Source organism: Streptomyces sp. NPDC041129 (assembly GCF_055592265.1).
Map to the genome: position 1 here is coordinate 597,558 of NZ_JBVIYV010000001.1, position 23,072 is coordinate 620,629.

General features: G+C 72.0%; 15 protein-coding genes and 5 pseudogenes. 15 read left to right on the forward strand and 5 right to left on the reverse strand.

What is annotated here, in order from left to right; genetic code table 11:
- Window positions 1-545: 545 nt before the first annotated feature.
- The 3 genes and pseudogenes from ACZ6B1_RS02600 to ACZ6B1_RS02610 form a co-directional block, all read left to right on the forward strand.
- A pseudogene (locus tag ACZ6B1_RS02600) lies at window positions 546-1,015 on the forward strand (IS5 family transposase); the annotation flags it as partial.
- 826 nt (window positions 1,016-1,841) lie between these two features.
- Window positions 1,842-2,276 carry an NfeD family protein gene (locus tag ACZ6B1_RS02605; RefSeq protein WP_468774252.1) on the forward strand — a complete coding sequence of 145 codons (435 nt, stop codon included), beginning with the start codon at window positions 1,842-1,844 and terminating at the stop codon, window positions 2,274-2,276.
- A 4-nt stretch (window positions 2,277-2,280) separates the two neighbouring features.
- The gene (locus ACZ6B1_RS02610; protein WP_468774254.1) at window positions 2,281-3,321 is read left to right on the forward strand and encodes an SPFH domain-containing protein; all 1,041 of its coding nucleotides are present in this window, start codon (window positions 2,281-2,283) and stop codon (window positions 3,319-3,321) included.
- 215 nt (window positions 3,322-3,536) lie between these two features.
- On the opposite strand, the pseudogene ACZ6B1_RS02615 reads toward ACZ6B1_RS02610, so the two are convergent.
- Both ACZ6B1_RS02615 and ACZ6B1_RS02620 read right to left on the reverse strand, forming a co-directional pair.
- Window positions 3,537-3,954, reverse strand: a pseudogene (locus ACZ6B1_RS02615) (amino acid transporter); the annotation flags it as partial.
- Window position 3,955: 1 nt separating this feature from the next.
- A pseudogene (locus ACZ6B1_RS02620) lies at window positions 3,956-4,487 on the reverse strand (universal stress protein); the annotation flags it as partial.
- Window positions 4,488-4,776: 289 nt separating this feature from the next.
- Between ACZ6B1_RS02620 and ACZ6B1_RS02625 the strand changes: the two are divergent.
- Together ACZ6B1_RS02625 and lysA are read left to right on the forward strand one after the other, a co-directional pair.
- Window positions 4,777-5,112 carry an SAV_915 family protein gene (locus ACZ6B1_RS02625; protein WP_468774256.1) on the forward strand — a complete coding sequence of 112 codons (336 nt, stop codon included), beginning with the start codon at window positions 4,777-4,779 and terminating at the stop codon, window positions 5,110-5,112.
- A 14-nt stretch (window positions 5,113-5,126) separates the two neighbouring features.
- Window positions 5,127-6,460 (forward strand): annotated as a pseudogene (lysA, locus tag ACZ6B1_RS02630) (diaminopimelate decarboxylase).
- Window positions 6,461-6,717: 257 nt separating this feature from the next.
- On the opposite strand, the pseudogene ACZ6B1_RS02635 reads toward lysA, so the two are convergent.
- Window positions 6,718-6,771: pseudogene (locus ACZ6B1_RS02635) on the reverse strand (hypothetical protein); the annotation flags it as partial.
- 473 nt (window positions 6,772-7,244) lie between these two features.
- Between ACZ6B1_RS02635 and panD the strand changes: the two are divergent.
- From panD to ACZ6B1_RS02650, 3 genes are read left to right on the forward strand one after another with little or no spacing between them, the layout of a single operon-like run.
- Window positions 7,245-7,664: an aspartate 1-decarboxylase gene (panD, locus tag ACZ6B1_RS02640; protein WP_468774258.1), complete on the forward strand. Its 420-nt coding sequence runs from the start codon at window positions 7,245-7,247 to the stop codon at window positions 7,662-7,664.
- 31 nt (window positions 7,665-7,695) lie between these two features.
- Window positions 7,696-8,040 (forward strand): GNAT family N-acetyltransferase, encoded by a 345-nt coding sequence (locus ACZ6B1_RS02645; protein WP_468774260.1) that lies wholly within the window; start codon window positions 7,696-7,698, stop codon window positions 8,038-8,040.
- A gap of 37 nt (window positions 8,041-8,077) precedes the next feature.
- Entirely contained in the window at window positions 8,078-8,734 is a 657-nt protein-coding gene (locus ACZ6B1_RS02650) for an aspartate/glutamate racemase family protein (protein ID WP_468774262.1), read from the forward strand.
- 714 nt (window positions 8,735-9,448) lie between these two features.
- On the opposite strand, the gene gndA is transcribed toward ACZ6B1_RS02650, so the two are convergent.
- Window positions 9,449-10,888 (reverse strand): NADP-dependent phosphogluconate dehydrogenase, encoded by a 1,440-nt coding sequence (gene gndA, locus ACZ6B1_RS02655; RefSeq protein ID WP_468774264.1) that lies wholly within the window; start codon window positions 10,886-10,888, stop codon window positions 9,449-9,451.
- A gap of 271 nt (window positions 10,889-11,159) precedes the next feature.
- Between gndA and ACZ6B1_RS02660 the strand changes: the two genes are divergently transcribed.
- A complete protein-coding gene (locus tag ACZ6B1_RS02660) occupies window positions 11,160-12,437 on the forward strand; it encodes a transglycosylase family protein (protein WP_468774266.1) in 1,278 nt (425 codons plus the stop codon).
- On the opposite strand, the gene ACZ6B1_RS02665 is transcribed toward ACZ6B1_RS02660, so the two are convergent.
- Window positions 12,427-13,536, reverse strand: a complete 1,110-nt coding sequence (locus tag ACZ6B1_RS02665) for a DMT family transporter (protein WP_468774268.1) — start codon at window positions 13,534-13,536, stop codon at window positions 12,427-12,429. The two genes, ACZ6B1_RS02660 and ACZ6B1_RS02665, sit on opposite strands and share 11 nt — an antisense overlap.
- A 230-nt stretch (window positions 13,537-13,766) precedes the next feature.
- Between ACZ6B1_RS02665 and ACZ6B1_RS02670 the strand changes: the two genes are divergently transcribed.
- The 6 genes from ACZ6B1_RS02670 to ACZ6B1_RS02695 all read left to right on the forward strand — a co-directional run bounded on the left by ACZ6B1_RS02670 (window position 13,767) and on the right by ACZ6B1_RS02695 (window position 22,736).
- Complete coding sequence (locus ACZ6B1_RS02670; protein ID WP_468776002.1) at window positions 13,767-14,516, forward strand: (2Fe-2S)-binding protein; 750 nt, start codon at window positions 13,767-13,769, stop codon at window positions 14,514-14,516.
- Between the two features lie 46 nt (window positions 14,517-14,562).
- The gene (glgA, locus tag ACZ6B1_RS02675) at window positions 14,563-15,708 is read left to right on the forward strand and encodes a glycogen synthase (protein WP_468774270.1); all 1,146 of its coding nucleotides are present in this window, start codon (window positions 14,563-14,565) and stop codon (window positions 15,706-15,708) included.
- 50 nt (window positions 15,709-15,758) lie between these two features.
- Window positions 15,759-16,979, forward strand: coding sequence for a glucose-1-phosphate adenylyltransferase (glgC, locus tag ACZ6B1_RS02680; protein WP_468774272.1), 1,221 nt, complete (start codon window positions 15,759-15,761; stop codon window positions 16,977-16,979).
- Between the two features lie 126 nt (window positions 16,980-17,105).
- Window positions 17,106-19,427: a GH92 family glycosyl hydrolase gene (locus ACZ6B1_RS02685; RefSeq protein WP_468774273.1), complete on the forward strand. Its 2,322-nt coding sequence runs from the start codon at window positions 17,106-17,108 to the stop codon at window positions 19,425-19,427.
- Window positions 19,428-19,583: 156 nt separating this feature from the next.
- Window positions 19,584-20,927, forward strand: a complete 1,344-nt coding sequence (locus ACZ6B1_RS02690; protein WP_468774275.1) for a wax ester/triacylglycerol synthase family O-acyltransferase — start codon at window positions 19,584-19,586, stop codon at window positions 20,925-20,927.
- Window positions 20,928-21,206: 279 nt separating this feature from the next.
- Entirely contained in the window at window positions 21,207-22,736 is a 1,530-nt protein-coding gene (locus ACZ6B1_RS02695) for an SDR family NAD(P)-dependent oxidoreductase (RefSeq protein WP_468774277.1), read from the forward strand.
- Window positions 22,737-23,072: the final 336 nt, after the last annotated feature.

Here is a 23,072-nt window from a genome sequence, read left to right on the forward strand (position 1 = left end):
GACAGATTACTGACGGATCCGGCCAACCAGCGGCGTCGAACGGGCGGGAATGGCGCTGGCAAGGAGATTCTTCCGCCGAGCGGGCAGTGCCGGGTGAGGCAGCTCACAGCACGTCGGTGCTGCCGTGCGGGACAACTACCGTCGATCGGGCCGACCTTGACGGTGTTGCGACGCCCTCGACACCTTCGGCCGGTGACGGAAACCGGCGTGCTCGTGGCGACACCCCGCGGTTCGCCGGGCGCACCCCGTGCCACTCGCCTCGGCATCCGTGCTCAGCGCGACCATTCGCGATCTCGGCGCCCTCCTCTACTGCGCCCCACCTGTAACGACAGCTCCGGCGCGCACCTCGCCCCGATGGCGAACCGCTCAGAAGGTCCCCGAAGTCGCCGCTCACCGGAACACGCACTAGGAGTAGGGCGGAGGGCCCGCTCCCAGAGCGGTGAACGTGGCCACCCCTGCCGCTCAGTGAGAGAGCCCCGATGCCCCCAGTACCGCCTGCACGGTCTAGCGCGTTTCACTTTGATGGATTGGTCAGTTGATCGGATGTGTCCATCCGATTAGTGATCACCGATGCGATGTGGGACCGGATCCGGCCGTTGATGCCAGCGGATCCCGTCCGCGGGCGGCGATGGGCCGACCACCGCCGAACCGTTGAGGCCATCGCGTGGAAGTACCGCACCAACTCGCCCTGGCGTGACCTCCCCGACGAGCTCGGCTCATTCCAGACCGCTCACCAGGGGCTGATCAGATGGGCCGTCGACGGCACCTGGGAGATGATTTTCACCGCTGTCCTCGCGTCGGCGAACGCCGACGATGACATCGGCTGGACGGTGTCGGTGGACTCCACGGTCGTCCGGGCCCACCAGCACGCCGCCGGAGCACCCAAAAGGGGGCGACCTACTCCGGCGAACCCTCCGATCACGCGGTCGGACGCTCCCGCGGCGGGCTGAGCACCAAGCGCGTACGGACGACAGGAGAGGAGCGGGATGTGCAGCGAGCCGGAGACCGGCACGGCATCGCGGGGGGCCCGCGTCAGCCGGTAGCTGCCGGCCGCATCTGGGCGGCTGTCGTCCTTGGGGGACTTCTGACCACCAGCGCTTGCGATGCGGGGGACAAGTCCGACGGGGAAAGTGCGAAGGGCCTCGACCTGAGCGACGTCGCAGCTGCGTGGGGCCCCGATCGGGCGACGTACACCGAGGACGGCCGCCCCGAGCGCGCCACGCTGAACTCGGTGAGCGACAATCAGGCACGGGGACGAGAGAGATTTCCTCTCCGTCGAGGAAGTCTCCACCGGTCGGCAGCGCTCGGAAGGTGGCGTCGGTCTGGAGCCGGGCAAGACCTACGAGGCGTCCATCTTCTCCCGGAACGACCCTGATCGCTTCGACCGCATTTCCGACGAAACCCCGGCACCGGACACCGCGCGGGGCCGTGTCCTGGGATCTTCCTCGGGCGGCCGTGCAGCTTTCGCGGACGGTTTCCCGGAGTCCTTGCCGCGAGAGCGCAGGTGGTCGCGCACCGGCGACAGATCGTCCCGGGACCGCTTCACCTGCTTACGCCGCTCCGCCAGAGGCCTGACTCCGGGCGGCCTGCGGTCAACCTCGATCACGGCCAGGCCGGCGCGGTCGTTGCTCCGCACCTGGTAAATGCCGTCGACGCCACGAGCAGGGACGGGCGGACGACGCGACGCGGGTTTCACTTCGGACCCGATTGGCCCTGTGCAGCGGTGGAGTGATCTTCCTTGAATGGGTAGAACACAGGTAGTGGGCGTGTATTAGCTGCTGTCGGGTCCAATGGTGAGCGTCCAGCCCTGCCACGCCTGCACCGGTCTGAAGAGGCACGCAATGGATCCATGGCTGATGTGGTTGATCGGCGCAGCCGTCCTGGCTGTGGCGGAGATCTTCACAGTGACTGCCGCGCTCGGATTGCTGAGTGCGGCCGCGTTGGTAGCGGCGGGTTCTGCCGCGGTCGGGCTGCCTGTGCCCTTCCAGTTCCTGGTGTTCACCGTCGTCGCTGTGGTCGCCGTCCTGTTTTTGCGGCCCATCGCACTGCGCCAGCGTCTGTGCCGGCCCCAAACGGCACGGTTCGGCGTGGACGCCCTGGTCGGCAAGACCGCCCATGTCGTCGCGGAGGTGACGGGACAGGGCGGCAGGGTCCGTATCGACGGCGATGAGTGGACGGCCCGCGCCTACGACGAGACGCTGGTGATCCCTGTCGGAAAAACCGTCGACGTCATGAAGATCAGCGGCGCGACCGCGCTCGTCTACCCCCGGGACTGAAACCATGGAAACCTCGGCGTTCCTGATTGCCGGCCTGATCCTCGCTCTGTTCGCGGTGTTCACGGTGATACGGGCGGTCCGCATAGTGCCCCAGGCGCGTGCGCGTAACGTCGAGCGACTGGGCCGCTACCTCCGGACCCTGAATCCCGGCCTCAACTTCGTCATCCCGTACATCGACCGCGTTCGCCCGCTGATCGACCTGCGGGAACAGGTTGTCTCCTTCAAACCGCAGCCGGTGATCACCGAGGACAACCTGGTCGTCGAGATCGACACCGTTCTCTATTTCCAGGTGACCGATCCGCGTGCGGCATTCTACGAGATCGCGAATTTCCTTCAGGCGGTCGAGCAGCTCACCGTCACCACACTGCGCAACGTCGTGGGATCCATGGACCTGGAAAAGACGCTCACCTCCCGGGACACCATCAACAGCCAGCTGCGCGGCGTGCTGGACGAGGCCACCGGCAAGTGGGGGCTGAGGGTCAACCGGGTGGAGATCAAGGCCATCGACCCTCCGCAGACCATCAAGGACGCGATGCAGAAGCAGATGCGGGCCGAGCGGGACAAGCGCGCCGCGATTCTGGGAGCCGAGGGGCAACGCCAGTCACAGATCCTCACGGCCGAGGGCGACAAGCAGGCGGCCGTTCTGCGCGCGGAGGGCAACCGTACCGCCGCGATCCTCCAGGCCGAGGGCCAGTCCCGGGCCATCGACGAGGTGTTCCAGGCCGTACATCGCAACGACCCGGACCCCAAGCTGCTCGCCTACCAGTACCTCCAGGCGCTGCCCCAACTCGCGCAAGGCTCGGGCAACAACTTCTGGGTCATCCCCAGCGAGATCACCTCCGCACTCCAGGGCGTGTCCCGCGCCTTCAGCGAGGTGCTGCCCCAGTCTCCGGCCACTCGCGAAAAGCCCACGGACGACATGGCCGCCCAGGCCGCCGACGACACGGCGCAGGCGGCGGAAGCCGCCGCCGAGGCCCTCGCCGACGCTGCCAGGGCCGATCGCACCACCACCCTCGACCGCCGCCTCTCCGAGCCGCCACGCTGACTGCCGGGCACGTCGGCTGCGCTTGGCCGGTGCCCGTCGCCCGTAGGCTTGCGCATGGGGGCGTTCCTCGAAGAACGCGGTTGTTCGAGACCATCCCGTTGCCCGCACCCGTGGACGATTCGGTTCCGAGATGCTTTCGGTAAACAGCGTGAGGAAACCGGCTACGACACGTCCTCACCGCGAACCCGCTGATCTGGCACGAGCTCGACACAGGTGTTGGCGAACGGGTTGCCCTCGGTCCACTCGAAGTAGATGTGCGGGGTGCACCCGGTGACGTCCCGCGCGTGCAGGAGGAGCGCGGCCAGGGCATTGGGGATGGACGCGGACTCCAGGGTCAGCACGCGGTAGCGCCCGTGCAGGACCTCGCCGCGTACGGCAGGCCCCCTCGAACTCTGAGGGGTCGGTGACGGTCACCTCGACTAAAACGAAGTCCTCCTGCTCCGGCATGTCGTTGTCGGCCCGGATCTGCTCGACCTTGTCGCGGTACTCCGCCTTGTCACGGCTGTCCGGCTCGTTGGCGATGTACCGCATCTTGCGGCTGGCCGTGTCCCGGATGAATCGTTCCGCCATGGGGTCGAGCGTCACGCTGGTCACGCGCAGCTCGAAGGTGCGGGTCAGCCGGGAACTCCCGCTCAAGGTGACCGGTGTCCAGGCGCAGCCGCAAGGCGTTCCGGCGGTGCACGGCCGTCAGCGCCGCCCGCAGCGGCGACGGCGGCACGGCGAGGACGGGGCAGCCGGCGTGGGCGAGGCAGTAGCGGCTGACCGACGGCCACAGCGCTCGGCGCAGCCGGCCCCGCCCGCCGGCGCCGATGACGAGGATGTCGCTGTCCCCGGGCGGCGATCCGCACCAACGCCGGTCCGGGGGCGCCCCGGACGACGAGCGCCTGCCCGGGCAGCCCGGTGCCGGCGCCGCCGAACACGTCACGCAGCGCTGCGACAAGCCTTTCCCGCGTGAGCCGCTCCCACTCCGGGACCATGGCGGCCGAGGCCGGGAACCTGCGGGCGGCGAGATCCCCCTCCGGCGGCTGCCAGGCGGCCACCGGCCAGAGTTCCGCACCTCGGAGCCGTGCCTCGTCGGCAGCCCGCACCAGGGCGGTCAGGCTCCCCGGCGAGCCGCTCACTCCGACTACGACACGAGCGGCTGGGAGCATGGGGGACTCGGACATCGCTTTCACCTTCTGTACGTGCCGCCGGAGGGTTTCCGGTCGGCGATCCTTTGCAGAAGCGCCTCCATCTCACCTCCCTTTCAGGGCTCCCGACAGTGCGTACACCAGTTCTTGGCGCCCTTCTGACGGTCCTTTCGGTGGCCTCTCACCAGCGCTGTCAGCATCCCGTCAGGACCGGTCCGGCGGCCGGGGGGTTCGGGCATAACGTCGACAGCGAACCCCGGTCCGCCTCCCCGCGTCCGGGGTCTCACAGATCCGATCCCACGCGCTGCCCTTCGGGAGGCACCCCATGGCAGAACCCCTCTACGGCGAAGACCCCGAGCCCTCCGATCGGTTCCCGGCCGGACCCCTGTACGTCCCGGTCCGGCCGGGCCCCTCCGGGTGTGCGGCCCGGCTTTTCCGCACACCGCTCGGCGCCCGCACGGCCGTCGGCTTCACCTCCGAGCGCAGGCTGACCGCGACGCTCGGCCCCGGACAGGAGTGGATCCGCCTCGCCACACCCGCCCTGCGCGCACTGACCGTCCCGCTCGGCGTCACCACCCTCACGGTGGACCCGCAATTCACTGCCCCGGCGCCCAGGCCGATGCCCGCAACGGCACCCGCCTTCGCGCTGCGGATCGCCTGAGGGGGAAGGACACGATGACCACGGCTCCCGTCGCCGCTCCCGCTGTCACGGCCGCCGACCTGTCGGTGTGGCCGGCCTCCACCACCGAACCCCGGCCCGGCGAACTGGCTGTGGGCGGAGTGCCGCTCGCCGAGCTCGCCGACCGCTTCGGCACCCCCGTCTACGTCCTGGACGAGGCAGAGGTCCGCGACCGCTGCCGCACCTAAACGACGCCTTCCCGGAAGCCGAAGTCCTCTACGCGGCCAAGGCGTTCCTGTGCCGGGCCATGGCCCACAGGATGGACGAGGAGGGCCTCGGCCTCGACGTCTGCTCTGCCGGCGAACTCGAACTCGCCGTCACCACCGGCTTCCCGCCCGAGCGGATCGTGCTGCACGGCAACGCCAAGTCACCCCGTGACCTGGACACCGCTCTCCGCCTGGGGGTCGGCCGCATCGTCATCGACAGCCCCTCGGAAATCGCACGGCTGGCCGCCGCCGTCGGCCCCGACGGGCATCAGAAGGTGATGGTCCGGGTCGTCCCGAGCATCAGCGCGGGCGGCCACGACAAGATCCGCACCGGCACCGGCGACCAGAAGTTCGGCCTGTCCATCGCCGACGGCTACGCGGCGCACGCCATCGCCCGCATACTCGACCAGCCGCAGCTCGAACTCACCGGCCTGCACTGCCACCTTGGCTCACAGATCACCAGCGTCAAGCCGTATCTGGTCGCCGTGCGCCGCCTGGTCGGACTGATGACCCGCCTGCACGAGCAGCACGGCCTGGTCCTGCCCGAACTCGACCTGGGCGGCGGGCACGGCATCGCCTACCGCCCGGGCGAGGACGCCCTGGACCTCACCGCACTGGCCCGCAAGGTCCGCGCCGAGCTCAAGGACGCGTGCGCCACGGCCGGACTCCCCGTACCCCGCCTGATCATCGAGCCGGGACGGGCGATAGTGGGCCCTGCGGGCATCGTCCTGTACCGCGTCCTCTCCGTGAAGCACACGGGCGAGCACGTGTTCGTGGCCGTGGACGGCGGCATGAGCGACAACCCGCGCCCGGCCCTGTACGGCGTCCGGTACGCGCCCCGGCTGACCGGCCGGCGCGGCGCCACGGCCCAAGCCCGGGTGACCGTGGTGGGCCGGCACTGCGAGGCCGGCGACGGCCTCGCCGCCGACGTGGACCTGTCGGCCGACGTACGCCCCGGCGACCTGCTCGCAGTGCCCGTGGCCGGCGCCTACCACCTGTCCATGGCCTCCGGCTACAACCTGGTGGGCCGCCCGCCCGTCGTCGCCGTACGAGACGGACATGCCCGCTTGCTCGTGCGCCGGGAATCGCTGGAGGACATCCGCCGCCGCGACGTGGGTCTGTAAGCCACACGCGGACCCTGGTCGCCCGGGCGGGCCGGTCTTCCCTCCCTCCCGACCGACCCGCCCGGGGGCTGCGGACGGCGATCAGCGTGCCTACACCTCGATGTGCGAGCCCATGATGACCGCGCGCTCACGGGGGAGCCCGAAGTACTCGGCGGCGTCCGCGGTGATGTAGGAGGTGGCGATGCCGCCGGCCACGCTGCGAGCCCCACCGACCGCCGTACAAGGGTGATCAGCGCCATGATGCCGCCCTCGCCGTCGTTGTCGGCGCGCACCGCCAGCAGCACATAGGTGACCGTCACGATGATCATCATGGCCAGAACACGAGCGACACCATGCCGTACACGTTCTGGATGCCGACCGGGACGGGGTGCGGGTCGCTCGGGTTGAACACGGTTGAGAGCGAGCTGCGCCGGCGGAGCCACCGAGGCCCGGGCGCTCCTGCGGAGGCATGGTCTCCACTCGGAGCCCGGAGAAGGTGCTGCTGCGGCGCAGCGGCGCCGGCTGCCGGGCGAGCGTTTCCCTTTCCAGCCGAGATGTGACGGGAATCTCGATGCGGCTGTGGGGGCCGACCGTAGTCTGGTCACGCGTCGGTCGCTGGTGAGGTTGATGGCTCATGCAGACTCTCCAGCATCTGCCTGGCGAACCGTCAGTCGACTCAGCAAGCGGTCAGCATGAATCTCTTGATGAATGGTGGGCGTTGGCCGGAGGGCGAGCCGTTGTAGGCTGAGAGGACAGCCCTTGACCCGCAAAAAGCGGGCAGGGAGCGAATTCCCGGGAGTGCTGAATGCTTCGCACCATGTTCAAGTCCAAGATCCACCGCGCCACCGTCACCCAGGCCGACCTGCACTACGTGGGATCCGTGACCATCGACGCGGACCTGCTGGACGCCGCCGATCTGCTGCCGGGCGAGCTCGTGCACATCGTGGACATCACCAACGGCGCCCGCCTGGAGACGTACGTCATCGAGGGGGAGCGCGGGTCCGGGGTCGTCGGGATCAACGGGGCGGCCGCCCACCTCGTGCATCCCGGGGATCTGGTGATCATCATCAGCTACGCTCAGGTCACCGACGCCGAGGCGCGGGCACTGAAGCCGCGGGTGGTGCACGTGGACGGCGACAACCGGATCGTCGAGCTCGGCGCCGACCCGTCCGCGCCGGTGCCCGGCTCGGACCAGCAGCGCAGCCCGCAGGCCGTTCCGGCCTGACCGGGGACGACGACCAGGAGCGTGCGTGCCCATGACTGACATCGAGATCCGCGACGACCGGGCCGCTGGCCGCCTGGAGGCCGTCGGCGACGGCGAAGTCGTCGGTCACGTCGAGTACTTCGTCCTCGAGTCGCCCGCGCGCGCCCTGGTCCCGGTCCACACCATCGTCGAGCCGGACCACGAGGGCAAAGGCATCGCCGGCTCCCTGGCCCGCGAGCTGTACGCCGTCGCCGAGCGCGAGGGCGTCCCCGTCGCCCCGCTGTGCCCGTACGTCGTGAAGTGGGCCGAACGCCACCCCGAGGCCGCCCCGCCGGCCGACCCGGAACTGCTCGCGGCCGCCAAGGACTGGCTGCGGGCCCACCCCGGCCGCTTCTGAGGCCGGCGGACCGGACCACGCAGGCTCTGATTCCACGATGCTCGCGCTACTGCACACCTCACCCGTGCACATCCCGGTCTTCGACGTCCTCCGCGACACCGATCACCCGGGCCTGGAGCTGCGCCACTTCGTCGACGAGGAGCTGCTGGAGCGGGCCCGGCGCGACGGCCCCGAGGCGGTCGGCGGCGACGTGGGCCAGGCCCTCGGCCGCGCCGTGGGCGCCGGGGCACGGGCGGTGCTGTGCACCTGCTCCACCATCGGTGGCGTCGCGGAGGCCCGGGCGGCCGCGGCCGGCGTGCCGGTGCTGCGGGTCGACCGGCCCATGGCGGCCGCCGCCGTGGCAGCGGGCCCGCGTGTCACCGTCCTCGCCGCCCTGCGCAGCACCCTCGGCCCCACCGCCGAGCTCGTCGAGGAGGAGGCGTTCCGGGCCGGCCGCCCCGTCTCGGTCCGCACCGTGCTGGTCGACGGAGCCTGGGACCACTTCACGGCAGGAGCCACCGAGGCGTACGTACAGCGGGTCGCGGCCGCCGCGGACGCGGTCACCGGCACCGATGTGATCGTCCTCGCCCAGGCCTCCATGGCCCCGGCCCAGCGCCTCACCTCGGCGGCGGTTCCGGTGCTGTCCAGCCCCCGTCCGGGACTGGCCGCCGGGGCCGCGGCTGTCGCGGCTGCGGCGGTGGTGCGCGAGCGCTGAGCGCAGGGCCGGGCGGGCAGCGGCTACCGGTGCCGTGCCGCGTGACCGCTGAGCACGGGGGCTCGGCCAGGACAGCGGCTGTCGTCGCGACGGCGGTGCGGGACCGGCTGCCACCGGACCGCCGAGCACGCAGCCGTGCCGGGCAGCGGCTTCGCATGAGTAAGCAGCGGTGCCGGGGCAGCGGCTCCGCAGTGGTGCTGCGGCAGCCGTGAGCGCGGGACCATGCCTCGCGCCTCCACCTGGGCGCGTTCCGTGCCGCCGTCGGGTGAGTGGCCGAGCGGCCCTCGGGTAGGCGGGGGAGTAGTCAAGAGGCGACGACGTACAGCGACCGCCGGAGGCCATCCATGACGAGCCCGCACCCCGACCCCGTACCCCCCGGCCCGACCCCGGGTCCGGGTCCCACCCCGCCGGATCCCTACCCGAGCCCGGTCCCGCCCCCCGCACCGGGGCCCGAGCCGACGCCGCCGGGCCCGGGACCCGAGCCCACACCGCCTCCGGCGCCCCCGGCCCCCGGCCCGCCGGAGCCCTCACCGTCCCCGATCCCTCCGGGCCCCGAGCCGACGCCGAGCCCGGAACCCGGCCCGCCCCTGACGGCCGGGACCTGAAAGAACTCAGGGGACTGCGCGAATCAGGACCTGAGAGGGGCGTACCAGGGGCGCGAAGACGGGGCGGGGGACGGCGCGCCCGTGGGCGCCGCCCCACGGGCGCGCAGCGCTATGCGCCGACCTCCGACCGGTCCCCGCCCCACAACGTGTGGAACGACCCGTCCTGGTCGACCCGCCGGTAGGTGTGCGCCCCGAAGAAGTCCCGCTGGCCCTGCGTAAGGGCGGCCGGCAGGCGCTCGGCGCGCAGCGCGTCGTAGTAGGCGAGCGCCGCAGCGAAGCCCGGCGTCGGAACGCCCTGGCGGGTGGCCGCGATGATCACCTCGCGCCAGTCGTCCTGCGCGGCGGCGATCTCCTGCGCGAACGTCTCGTCCGACAGCAGGCTGGGCAGGTCCGGCCGGGCGTCGTACGCGGCGCGGATGCGGTCGAGGAAGGCCGCGCGGATGATGCAGCCGCCGCGCCAGATCGCCGAGACCGCGCCGAGGTCGATGTCCCAGTCGTACTCCTCGCTGCCCGCCGCGATCTCGTGGAAGCCCTGCGTGTACGACACGATCTTGGACGCGTACAGCGCCTGCTCCACCCGGTCCGCGAAGGCGGCGGCCTCCGCCTCGCCGAGCGGCGACGGCTTCGGTCCGGCCAGACCCTGGGACGCCTCGCGCAGCGCCGCGTGACCCGACAGGGACCGGGCGAACACCGCCTCGGCGATGCCCGACACCGGCACACCCAGGTCCAGCGCGATCTGCACCGTCCAGCGGCCGGTGCCCTTCTGCTCGGCCTGGTCCACGACCACGTCCACGAACGGCTTGCCGGTGGCCGCGTCGACGTGGGACAGCACCTCGGCCGTGATCTCGATCAGGTAGGAGTCCAGGCGCCCGGTGTTCCAGGTGCGGAAGATCTCCGCGATCTGCGCGGGGGAGTACCCGGCGACATCGCGCAGGAGCTGGTAGGCCTCGCCGATGAGCTGCATGTCGGCGTACTCGATGCCGTTGTGCACCATCTTCACGAAGTGACCGGCGCCGTCGGGGCCCACGTGCGTCACACAGGGCGCCCCGTCCTTCGCCTTCGCGGAGATCTTCTCCAGCATGGGGCCCAGCGAGTCGTAGGACTCCTTCGGGCCGCCCGGCATGATGCTCGGCCCGTGCAGCGCTCCCTCCTCACCGCCGGAGACGCCCATGCCCACGAAGTGGATGCCCTGCTCGCGCAGCGCCTTCTCGCGGCGGCGGGTGTCCGCGAAGTGCGCGTTGCCACCGTCGATGATCATGTCACCGGGCTCCAGCAGCGGCGCGAACTCCTCGATCACCGCGTCCGTCGGCCCACCGGCCTTGACCATCACGACCAGCCGGCGCGGGCGCTCCAGCGCCGCCACGAACTCCTTGGCGGTCTCGGCCGCGATGAAGTCGCCCTCGTCCCCGAACTCCTCCACCAGCGCGTGCGTCCGCGACGCCGTACGGTTGTGCACGGCGACCGTGTAGCCGTTGCGCGCGAAGTTCCGGGCGAGATTGCGGCCCATGACCGCGAGCCCGGTGACGCCGATCTGCGCTGAAGTGCTCATTCCGCCTGCTCCCTAGCTGCCTCGTGACTACGGCTCCGCCGTGCGGACCCTCGCCCATCCTGACGTGCCGCTACGGCGAGCGCACATCCGACCCGCCACGCTTGTTTACGCACGGAACGCGGCGGTCGGCTCACCGCGGCCGCCGATGTCGTCAAGGAGGGTCCGTTCCCGGCCACTTGGGGCGGACAGGAGGCCGATTTCCCGTCTTGTCATGGCCTGTTCGCGGCGCTTACTTTTGCCGCTCCTGACGCATGCCGAGGGGAATTCGGACATGGCCGTACGCGGCCGGCATCGCCGGTACCAGCCGAACAGGATCAACCGCGCCTCACTCACCGTCACGGCGGGAGGTGCCGGACTCGCGATCCCGCTGGTCGCCGCGGGTGCCGCCGACGCGGCCGACGCGGCCACCTGGAACAAGGTCGCCGCCTGCGAGTCCAGCGGGAACTGGCACATCAACACCGGTAACGGCTACTACGGCGGGCTGCAGTTCACCCAGTCCACCTGGGAGGCCTACGGCGGCGCCCGGTACGCGCCGCGCGCCGACCTCGCCACCCGGGACCAGCAGATCGCCGTCGCCGAACACGTCCTCGACGGCCAGGGGCCCGGCGCCTGGCCGGCGTGCTCGGAACGGGCCGGGCTGAACCAGGGCGGCGCGGCCCCGGACGTGCACACGGACGGTGCGGCGAGGCGCCCGGCGAAGACCGGCCCGACGCGGGACACGCGGGACACGCGGGATGTCCGGGGCGTCCGGGACGTGAAGCCGCAGACGACACCGCAGTCCCGCGCGGGCCGGGCCGAGATGTACACGGTGGTGCGGGGCGACACCCTGTCCGGCATCGCGGGCGAGCACCACGTCCGGGGCGGCTGGCGGCAGCTCTACGAGGGCAACCGGGCCGTCATCGGCTCCGACCCCGACCTGATCGTTCCTGGACAGCGGCTCGGCCTGGGCGCCACCGCCTCACCGGCGTCCGACACACGCCCGCACACCGGCGCCACACCGAAGTCCGAGTCCAAGTCCCCGAAGAAGAAGGAACCTTCGCGGAAGAGACCCGCGGAGAAGAAGTCCGCCGGGCAGCGGGAACACCCGGCCGGGTCCGGTCACGCGGAGAAGAAGACCTCCCGGCATCCGGCGCCGGCCGGCGGACACTCGCTCGTCGCCCCGGTGCACGCCGGCATCGGCACCGGCTACCACGTGGCCGGGTCGCACTGGTCGAAGGGCTACCACACCGGCGTCGACTTCCTGGTGCCGACCGGCACCAGCGTGGAGGCGGCGGGGGCCGGGCAGGTGGTGTCCGCGGGGTGGGGCGGCTCCTACGGCTACCAGGTGGTGATCCGGCACGCGGGCGGGCACTACACCCAGTACGCCCATCTGTCGGCGATCTCCGTGCGGGCCGGGCAGAGCGTCGCTACGGGCCAGCGCCTCGGCCGGTCCGGGTCCACCGGGAACGTCACGGGCCCGCATCTGCACTTCGAGGTGCGGACCGGGCCCGGCTTCGGCTCCGACGTCGACCCGATCGCCTATCTCCGGGCCGGCGGCGTCAGGATCTGACCCGCGAGCGGTACGCGTTCAGGACGGGCAGCGGGGCGTAGATGTTCGCGCACAGCGGGACGTACGGCGTGTCGTCGTAGACGGGGCACTCGGGCACCCGTACGTCCGCCAGGGCGGCCGGCGTCAAGCCGCCCTCCGGCAGACCCGCCCGAGCGGAGTCCACCTGAGCCGGGCCCGCCTGTGCCGAGCCCTCCGGTGTCAGCCGTGCCCGTGTCAGGCCCTCGTCGTCCGGGCCCGTCTCCGCCGGTCCGGCGCCGGCGGAGGCCGGGGTGTGCTCCAGCCGCTCGGTGGTGAGCAGGATCAGGCCACCCGCGGCCACCACCGCGCAGCCCAGCGCCAGCACGGTGCCGGTGCTGCCGTGGCGGAACGTCTCGCCGAACATCAGGATGCCGACCGCGGCGGCCAAAACCGGATTCACCACGGTGGCCGTGGCCAGCGGCGCGGCGAGGCCGCCGCCCCGGTAGGAGGCCTGGGACAGCAGCACCCCGGCGGTCGCGAACGCGCCGATCACCGCGAGGGAGGGCAGATCGCCGGGGTCGATGCCGTCGCTCCAGTCGACCGCGACGGTCTTGGTGAACACCGACGCCATGCCGAACGCCGTGCCCGAGGCGGTGGCGAGCAGCACGCTGCGCACGGCGGGGTGCCGGTGCACGGCCAGTCCCGCGCACGTCAGCGCCACGACCGCCCCGCCGGTGACCAGCGCGACGGCCACCCGCTGGGCCGAGTCGAGGGACTGCGCGTCGGCCGAGCCGACCAGGGACAGCAGGCCCGCGAGGCCCACCGTGGCCATGACCGCGCCCCGCCATGCGGCCGCCCCGGCCCGGCGGCCGACGAATAGCGCCGCCATGGGCAGGGCGAAGACGATGGTCAGCGCGCCCAGCGGCTGCACCAGACTGAGCGGGCCGCAGGCCAGTGCCACGACGTGCAGCAGGCCGCCTAGTCCGTTCAGCGCCAGCGCCGCCCACCAGCCGGCCCGGCGCAGCGGCATGTACGACCTGTCGGGGCACGACACCGCGACCTGCTCCTGCACGATGGCTCCGCCCGCGTACGCGACGGCGGAGACGAACGACAGCAGCACGGACAGCGCGAGGGCGCTCATCTGCGGCTCCTTCGCGCGGGGCGGGCCCCCGGGGCCCGGCGCGGCGTACGGTCGGCGGTCATGGCGAACACTCTGCCCGCCAAGGCCCGTTCCCGTCGTCGTACCTGAGCACGCAATGGGTCCTACTGCCGATGGAGTACACCACCGCCCCGATCATCCCCAAGGCGGGTGTGAACGGGGGCCGGACCCGGGCTCCGGGGCGGCGTACGGGACTGGTAGTAGTGCTGTCCGTGGACCTCGACGCCGATCTCGCCGCGCTCCGCCCGCTGGGCGGCTTCTTCGTCCTGCGCACCCGCGCGGACCCGGCCGGGCCGGCACCGGGAGACCTCGCCACCCTCGCGGAGACGTACGCGCCGGCGCCGCCGGAGGTTCAACGCGACGCGCTGGCCCTGCGGGTCGCGACCGTCGCCGGCAGGCTGCGCGCCGCTGAGCCGCGGGTTTCGGCCTCCATCAGCCAGCAGGGCCTCGCCGCCCGGCTGTGGTCCGTGGCCCTGGCCTGCGCCGCGCTGTACGGCCGGCTGCCCGGCCTCGACCCGCGGTTGCTGCGCTGGGACCCCGTCGCCACCGCCCCCGACGACCTGTGGCTGACCGAGGTGCGCCCGCTGCCCGGGGACGCGGCCACGCTCGCGGACACCGTGCTGCACGGCCATCTGGAACCCCTAGGGGTGGCCCTGAGGGCCCGTTACGGGGTCGCGCCCGGACTGCTGCGGGGCAACGCCGGCTCGGCGCTCGCCGGCGCGGCACGGGAACTGGACCGCTGGGCCCGCGCGGGCGGCCGTACCGACGTGGCGGCGCGGGCCCGCGCCCTCACGGACGAGCTCTTCACCCATCCCCTGCTGCGGGGCACCGGCACCCGCACGGCGACGGCCTTCCGCCGCCGGAGCTGCTGCCTGTACTACCGGGTGCCCGGCGGGGGAGTCTGCGGGGACTGCTGCTTCACCCGGCCGCCGCGCTCTTCCCCGCGCGCCGTATCTGGGTGACCATGAAGTCAACGTACGGACGAGACCAGGGGGTTGTCAGGTGCGAGTGGGACTGCTGACGCGGGAGTACCCCCCGGACGTGTACGGCGGCGCGGGGGTCCATGTGGAGTTCCTCTCCCGCGAACTGGCCTCGCTGGTGGACCTCGAGGTGCACTGCTGGGGCGAGGGCCGAGGCGTGGGCGTCTTACGGCACCGCCCCTGGTCCGCCCTCGACGGCTCCAACGACGCGCTGCGCACCTTCTCCGTGGACCTCTCCATCGCCGCCGCCCTCGAGGGCCGCGAACTCGTCCACTCGCACACCTGGTACGCCAATCTCGCCGGGCACCTCGCCAAGCTCCAGTACGGCGTCCCGCACGTGGTCACCGCCCACTCGCTGGAGCCCCTGCGCCCCTGGAAGGCCGAGCAACTGGGGGGCGGGTACGCGCTGTCGAGCTGGACCGAGCGCACCGCGATCGAGGCCGCCGACGCGGTGATCGCCGTGTCCGGGGCCATGCGCGAGGACATCCTCGCCTGCTACCCGGCGCTCGACCCGGCCCGGGTGCACGTCGTGCACAACGGCATCGACACCGCCCTGTACCGTCCGGACCACGGCATCGACGCCCTGCTCAGGCACGGCGTCGACCCCACCCGCCCGTACGTCCTGTTCGTCGGCCGGATCACCCGCCAGAAGGGCGTGCCCCATCTGCTGCGCGCGGTACGGGACATCCACCCCGGCACCCAGGTGGTGCTGTGCGCGGGCGCGCCCGACACACCGGAGATCGATCGGGAGTTCCGCGAGCTGTACGAGGAGCTGAGCCGGGTCCGTGCGGGCGTGCTCTGGATCCCGCAGATGCTGCCCCGCCCTGAGGTGATCCAGCTCCTCACGCGGGCGGCGGTGTTCGTCTGCCCCTCGGTGTACGAACCGCTCGGCATCGTCAACCTGGAGGCGATGGCCTGCGGAACGCCGGTCGTGGCCTCCAGGGTCGGCGGCATCCCGGAGGTGGTGGACGACGGCCGGACCGGTCTGCTGGTCGACGTGGACGACGACTTCGAGGCGAACCTCGCCCGGGCACTGGACACCGTACTCGGCGACCCGGAGGCCGCCGGCCGGATGGGAGAGGCCGGACGGCTGCGCGCCGTGGGCGAGTTCGGCTGGGACGCGGTGGCCAGGCGGACCGCCGGACTCTACGAGGAGGTCCTCAAGCAGGCTTAGTCCGGCCCGCTCGGGGCATCCATGGTGGAACCAGGGTGAGGGGAGCCGTCATGCGGCGTGGAGGGCCTTCGGTACTCGGGATCGTGCTGGCGGGCGGGGAGGGCAAACGCCTGATGCCGCTCACCGCCGACCGCGCCAAACCGGCGGTCACCTTCGGCGGCACGTACCGGCTCGTCGACTTCGTCCTGTCCAACCTCGTCAACGCCGACGTGCTGCGCATCTGCGTGCTGACCCAGTACAAGTCGCACTCGCTGGACCGGCACATCACCACCACCTGGCGGATGTCCAGCCTGCTCGGCAACTACGTCACGCCGGTCCCCGCCCAGCAGCGCCTCGGCCCGCGCTGGTACCTGGGCAGCGCCGACGCGATCCTGCAGTCGCTGAACCTCGTGTACGACGAACAGCCCGAGTACGTGGCCGTGTTCGGCGCCGACCACGTCTACCGGATGGACCCGCGGCAGATGCTCCGCCAGCACATCGAGGGCGGCGCCGGCGTGACCGTGGCCGGCATCCGGGTGCCGCGCTCGGAGTCCTCCTCCTTCGGGGTGATCACGCCCGGCTCGGACGGCCGTACCGTGCAGCGCTTCCTGGAGAAGCCGGCCGATCCTCCCGGCCTCGCGGACGACCCCGAGTGCGTCTTCGCCTCGATGGGCAACTACGTCTTCACCACCAAGGCCCTCATCGAGGCGCTGCAGCGGGACGCCGAGGACGGCCAGTCCGTGCACGACATGGGCGGCTCGATCCTGCCCCAGCTCACCGCCCGTGGCGAGGCGCAGCTCTACGACTTCAGCGAGAACCACGTCCCCGGCGAGACCTCGAGGGACCAGGGCTACTGGCGGGACGTCGGCACCCTCGACGCCTACTACGAGGCGCACATGGACCTGATAGCCGAGCGCCCGGCCTTCAACCTGTACAACCGCCAGTGGCCCGTCTACACCCACGCGGGCCAGCTCTCCCCGGCGCGCTTCAACGCGGGCGGCATCGCGAGCGAGTCCATCATCAGCGCCGGCTGCCTGATCCGCGGCCAGGTCACCCGCTCCGTGCTGTCGCCGGGGGTGCGTGTCGACCCGGGAGCGGTCGTCCAGGGCTCGGTGCTGCACGACAACGTGCGCATCGGCCGGGGCGCGGTGGTGCGCGGCGCCGTCCTCGACAAGAACGTCGAGGTCCCGCCCGGCGCGACGATCGGTGTCAACCCCGAACGGGACGCGGAGCTGTACACCGTCTCCAAGGGCGGCGTGATCGCCCTGGGCAAGGGGCAGCGGGTGGACTGACCGACACCCCGTCAGACGATCCCTCCCCGCGACGCGTTCGGCGTCATCCCTCCGTAATGCCCGGGTTCGCCTCGTTCGCCCGCCACGATGCAGGCAACGATGTCGAACCTTCGGAGGTCATCCGACATGAGAGGGACCCGGCGCACACGGCTGTGCCTGGCCGGGGTGATGGCAGCCTCCACGCTGATCGCCACCCCCGCCGCACGCGCCGCCGAGCGGACCGACGGCCACCTCACCGACCTGGTCAACCCCTTCATCGGGACCCAGGACGAGGGCAACACCTTCCCCGGCGCGGCCGTGCCCTTCGGCATGGTGCAGCTCTCCCCGGACACCGGGCACAACACCGGCTACGACTACACGCAGAACCGTGTCCGCGGCTTCTCGCTGGTCCACCTGTCCGGCGTCGGCTGCCGGATCGGCGGCGACCTGCCCGTGCTGCCCACCACCGGCGACGTCACACAGACGGACTACACCAAGTACGCCGCGGGGTTCCGGCACGCGGACGAGGAGGCGAGCCCCGGCTACTACCGCGTCGGCCTCGACTCCGGCATCCGCGCCGAACTCACCGCGACCGCGCGCACCGGGGTGCAGCGCTACACGTTCCCCGCCACCGGCCGGGCCAACGTCCTGCTGAACGCCGCCCAGGCGTTGCACCGGCCGGGCGGCAGCAAGGTCGAGATCCTCGACGACCGCACCGTGCGCACGGAGATCACCGGCCACGGATTCTGCCGGGACACCGGCCCGTACACCGTCCACACCATCACCCGCTTCAGCCGCCCGTTCACCGCCTACGGAACCTGGGACGGACCGACGGTCACCGGCGGGGCGCGCACCGGCCGCGGCGGCGCCTACGTCCGCTTCGACACCACGCGGAACCGTACCGTCGAGGCGACCACCGCCCTGTCGTACGTCGACGCGGACGGAGCCGCCGCCAACCTGCGGGCCGAGGGCGGCCGGTCCTTCGACGCCGTGCGGCACCGGGCCCGTGAGGAGTGGGAGCGGCGGCTCGCCACCGTCCGCGTCCAGGGTGGCGCCCCGGTGCTGCGCCGCACCTTCTACTCCTCGCTCTACCGCTCGTTCCTCGCTCCGAACGTCGGCGGCGACGCCGACGGCCGCTACCTCGGCTGGGACCGCCGCGTCCACCGCGCACGGGGCTTCACCTACTACCAGAACTGGTCCCTGTGGGACACCTACCGCACCCAGGCCCAGCTCCTCGCCCTGCTCGCGCCCCGTGAGGCCCGCGACATGGCCCGGTCGGTGGTGCAGGTGGACGAGGACGGCGGCTGGCTGCCCAAGTGGGGCTACGGACCGGTGGAGACGAACGTCATGAGCGGCGACCCGGTCACCCCGTTCCTGACCACCGCGTACCAGATGGGCCTGCTCAAGGGCTTCGAGGAGCGGGCCTACCGGGCGCTCAGGAAGAACGCCGACGGCGTGCCGCCCGCCGGCTATCCCGGCATCGGCCGGGAGGCCAACGCCGAGTACATCGCGCACGGCTTCGCGCCCTACGTCTGGAACCGACCGCTCGCCAAGATGGGCGACTCCGACTACCACCACGGCGCCTCCGTCACCCTGGAGTACGCCCTCGCCGACGCCGTGCTCGCCCAGATGGCCCGCGGCCTCGGACACCGGGAGGACGCCGCCCGCTACGCGGCCCGCGCCCGGAACTACCGCACCGTCTTCGACCCCGCGACCGGCTTCTTCCGCCCCCGCGACGCCTCCGGCGCCTTCACCGGCACGCTCGACCCGGCCCGCGCCCCCGGCTTCCACGAGGGCACCGCCTGGCAGTACCAGTGGCTGGTCCCGCACGACCTGCCCGGCGTGGTCGGCCTGATCGGCGGCGAACGCGCGGCCAACGACCGCCTGGACGCCTTCTTCGCCTACGACCGGCTGCTGGCCGACCCCGGGCGCACCGCCCGCGAGGTGTGGGTGCACGGCGACGCGTACGCCTACTACAACGCCGACAAGTACAACCCGATGAACGAGCCCGACCTCATCGCGCCCTACACGTACCTGTCCACCGGCCAGCCGTGGAAGACCACCGACGTGGTGCACGCGGCGCTGACCCTGTTCACCGACGGGCCCACCGGTATGACCGGCAACGACGACCTGGGCACCATGTCCGCCTGGAACGTCCTGTCCTCCATCGGGCTCTTCCCGATCCAGCCCGGCTACGACACCTGGGGACTGTCCACCCCGGTGTTCGACCGGGTCGACCTCACCCTGGACCGCCGCTACTGGCCCGGCGGGCGGCTCACCGTGACCGCCCCCGGCACCTCGGCCGCCGAGCGCTACATCCAGGGCGTCCGCACGGACGGGACACCGCACGCGCGGACCTATCTGCGCACGGATGCGCTGCGCTCCCTGCGCACGCTCGCCTTCACGGTCGGCCCGCGCCCGTCGGAGTGGGGTACGGCGCCAACGGCCGCGCCCCCCGTCCTGAGGTGACCCGGGCCGACCTTGGCCCTCTCGTGTGTCCCGCTCCTCTCAGCGGGGTGGGACTTAATCTGCCGTTAACTGTCCGTAGCGCGGTCGTACTTGACCGTAATCGCCTCACGGGGATTGACTGCTGGTTCACCCCGTCGTCGACGTGCGAGGCAAGCCTTGACCTCCGACCCGCTCGCTCCCCTCGATCTGGCCTTCTGGAACATCGAGTCCGAACGGCACCCGATGCACCTGGGCGCGCTCGGTGTGTTCGCCACGCACTCGCCCACCGCGGGCGCGCACGCGGCCGACCTGCTGGCCGCCCGCGCCGCCGCCGTGCCCGGCCTGCGCATGCGCATCCGGGACACCTGGCAGCCGCTCGCGTTCGGCGGCGCCACCCGTGAACCCACCCCGGACTTCGACCCGCTGGACCACGTGCGCCTGCACGCGCCGACGGCCGACTTCCACGCGGTCGCGGGCCGGCTGATGGAACGGCCGCTGGAGCGCGACCGCCCGCCGTGGGAGGCACATGTGCTGCCCGGCGAGGACGGCGTCTCCTTCGCCGTGCTGTTCAAGTTCCACCACGCCCTCGCCGACGGGCTGCGCGCGCTGAAGCTGGCCGCCGGTGTGCTCGACCCGCTCGACCTGCCCGAGCGTGCCCCGCGGGCCGTCGAGCCGCCGCGCGGCCCGCTCTCCGACGTCCTGTCCGACGTGCGCCGACTGCCCGGCATGATGCCCGGACTGGTCAGGGGCGCGCTGTCCGACGTGGGCCGGGCCCTGGACATCGGCGCCTCGCTCGCCCGGTCGACCCTCGGCATGCGCCCCTCGTCCGCGCTGACCTCGGCGCCCAGCGGCACCCGCCGCACGGCCGGGGTCGTCCTGGACATCGACGACGTGCACCGGGTCCGCAAGAGCGCCGGCGGCACCGTCAACGACGTGCTCATCGCCGTCGTCGCCGGTGCGCTGCGCCGCTGGCTGGACGCGCGCGGCGAGGACACCGAGGGGGTGGCGCCGCGCGCCCTCATCCCGGTCTCCCGGCGCCGCCCGCGCACCGCGCACCCACAGGGCAACCGGCTCTCCGGGTACCTGATACGGCTTCCGGTCGACGACCCCGATCCGCTGCGCCGGCTCGACACCGTCCGCACGGCGATGGTCCGCAACAAGGACGCGGGGCCGAACCGGGGCGCCGGCGCGGTCGCGCTGCTCGCCGACCACGTACCGGCCCTCGGTCACCGGCTCGGCGGCCCGCTGGTCGGCCAGGCCGCGCGGCTGTGGTTCGACATCCTGGTCACCAGCGTGCCGCTGCCGGGGCTCGGGCTGCGGCTGGGCGGTCACGAGCTGACGGAGGTGTATCCGCTGGCCCCGCTCGCGCCCGGGCAGTCGCTGGCGGTCGCGATCTCGACGTACCGGGGGCACGTGCACTACGGCCTGGTGGCCGATGCCGAGGCCGTCCCGGACCTGGACGTGTTCGCCCGCGCGGTGTCGGAGGAGGTGCAGGACCTGCTCGCGGTGTGCGACGCCTGAGGACCGGCCTCCGGCCGGGTCCCGGGTTCGGCGCCCGGGCTTCGGATCCGCACCGGCCGTGCGGCCGGCCCTCGCCCCGGCGCGCCTCCGCGGCGGCACGGGGCGCGGCCGCGGGAATGGCGAGACGGCGTTGTCGCAGCTCAGCGGGGTGGGGCGGCGGGCGAGGGCGGGGGCCGGGGGAGCGGTTTGGCCGTAAGGTGTGCGGCTACGTAAAATTCCCCGTTCGAAAGCGGGCGCGAGTCGGAGCGCTGCGCGGGTGATCAGGGAAGCGGCAGCGCGATGACGGTGACAGAGGACGGTTCCGTGTCCATGGAGGCAGCCATGGCCGTCCCCACGGACGCATCCATGGAAGAGGTGGTCCACGGACCCGGTATCGACCCCGAGCGGCTGGCCGTCTGCCTGAGCGTGCTCGAGGAGCTCGACGGGCTCGACGTCGACCACCCCGACGCGATCACGGTGCGCCGGGCCACCTCGCACATCTACCGCACGGTCAAGCAGCGCCGCCGCCAGGAGCGCCGCGCCGCCAAGACCGCGCACGACCGCGCGGTCACCGAGGCCACCGCCACCGGCTCCGCCGAGCGCATCGACGACGAGACCGAGGGGATCCTGCCCTCCTCCAAGACCGACGAGGGCCGGATCGCGGGCATCCTCCAGCGCCCCCGCTCCTGCTACGTCTGCAAGCAGCGGTACGTCGAGGTCGACTACTTCTACCACCAGCTCTGCCAGAAGTGCGCCGACGAGAACCGGGCCAGGCGGGACGCCCGCGCCGACCTCACCGGCAAGCGCGCCCTGCTCACCGGCGGCCGCGCCAAGATCGGCATGTACATCGCGCTCCGGCTGCTGCGGGACGGCGCGCACACGACCGTCACCACCCGCTTCCCCAAGGACGCCATCCGCCGCTTCAAGGCGATGGAGGACTCGGCGGACTGGCTGCACCGGCTGGAGGTCGTCGGCATCGACCTGCGCGACCCGGCGCAGGCCGTGGCCCTGGCCGAGCAGGTCGCCGAGGCGGGCCCGCTCGACATCCTGATCAACAACGCCACGCAGACCGTGCGCCGGCTGCCCACCGCCTACGCCGCCCTGGTGGACGGCGAGAGCGCGCCGCTGCCCGCCGGTGAACTGCCCTCCCACCACGTCATCGGCGCCTTCAACTCCGGCGCCGTCGACGGCATAGCCGCCCTGCCCGTCGGCACCAGCGGCCTGGACGCGCAGAAGGTCGCGGACCTCGCCCTCGTCGCGGGCAACGCCAGCGTCGCCCGGCACCTCGACGGCACCGCCATCGACGCGGGCGGCCTCGTCCCCGACGTGGTCGACACCAACACCTGGGTGCAGACCATCGAGCAGATCTCCCCTGTGGAGCTGCTGGAGACCCAGCTCTGCAACTACACGGCACCGTTCATCCTCATCAGCAAGCTGCGCCCGGCCATGGCCGAGGCGGCGCGCCGGGCGGGCCGCGGGCGTGCCTACGTCGTCAACGTCTCCGCGATGGAGGGCGTCTTCAGCCGCGGCTACAAGGGCGCCGGGCACCCGAACACCAACGCCGCGAAGGCGGCCATGAACATGGTGACGCGGACCAGCGCCCAGGAGATGTTCGACACGGACGGCATCCTCATGACCGCCGTCGACACCGGCTGGATCACCGACGAGCGTCCGCACTACGAGAAGCTGCGGCTGGCCGAGGCCGGCTTCCACGCGCCCCTCGACCTGGTCGACGGCGCGGCCCGTGTATACGACCCGATCGTGCGCGGTGAGGCGGGCGAGGACCTGTACGGCGTCTTCATGAAGGACTACGCGCCCGGCAAGTGGTGAGCCCACGCGCTCGGCGACCGAATCACCCACTCGGCCTCGAAGGCATGTTCGCCTGATAGCCCGAGTGGGTGATTCGTTTGGGTCATCGAGTGATGCGCTTTGTGGCAAATAGCTGCATATTGAGAGGCATTGGGGGGTCGGACGACTCCCGATAGTTACACCTTGTTTGCACTCCCTATCGAGCGGCTGTCCGCTCATTTGGTTAATCTGGAGGGCGCGGACAGCAGTACCGGGTCCCACCCACACCCATCGTCCGCACCGGCGCCACCGCGTCCGAACTGGCCTTCCATCCAGACCCGAGCGGGCACGAGTGCCGGAGCGCAGCTGTGCGGTATG

Bases quoted from the DNA above. Each gene is read 5' to 3' on its own strand.
- ACZ6B1_RS02605 (WP_468774252.1), top strand. From the start codon at position 1,842: ATGGATCCATGGCTGATGTGGTTGATCGGCGCAGCCGTCCTGGCTGTG.
- panD (WP_468774258.1), top strand. From the start codon at position 7,245: ATGCTTCGCACCATGTTCAAGTCCAAGATCCACCGCGCCACCGTCACC.
- gndA (WP_468774264.1), bottom strand. From the start codon at position 10,888: ATGAGCACTTCAGCGCAGATCGGCGTCACCGGGCTCGCGGTCATGGGC.
- ACZ6B1_RS02625 (WP_468774256.1), top strand. From the start codon at position 4,777: ATGGCAGAACCCCTCTACGGCGAAGACCCCGAGCCCTCCGATCGGTTC.
- ACZ6B1_RS02665 (WP_468774268.1), bottom strand. From the start codon at position 13,536: ATGAGCGCCCTCGCGCTGTCCGTGCTGCTGTCGTTCGTCTCCGCCGTC.
- ACZ6B1_RS02610 (WP_468774254.1), top strand. From the start codon at position 2,281: ATGGAAACCTCGGCGTTCCTGATTGCCGGCCTGATCCTCGCTCTGTTC.
- ACZ6B1_RS02685 (WP_468774273.1), top strand. From the start codon at position 17,106: ATGAGAGGGACCCGGCGCACACGGCTGTGCCTGGCCGGGGTGATGGCA.
- glgC (WP_468774272.1), top strand. From the start codon at position 15,759: ATGCGGCGTGGAGGGCCTTCGGTACTCGGGATCGTGCTGGCGGGCGGG.
- ACZ6B1_RS02695 (WP_468774277.1), top strand. From the start codon at position 21,207: ATGACGGTGACAGAGGACGGTTCCGTGTCCATGGAGGCAGCCATGGCC.
- ACZ6B1_RS02650 (WP_468774262.1), top strand. From the start codon at position 8,078: ATGCTCGCGCTACTGCACACCTCACCCGTGCACATCCCGGTCTTCGAC.
- ACZ6B1_RS02645 (WP_468774260.1), top strand. From the start codon at position 7,696: ATGACTGACATCGAGATCCGCGACGACCGGGCCGCTGGCCGCCTGGAG.
- ACZ6B1_RS02660 (WP_468774266.1), top strand. From the start codon at position 11,160: ATGGCCGTACGCGGCCGGCATCGCCGGTACCAGCCGAACAGGATCAAC.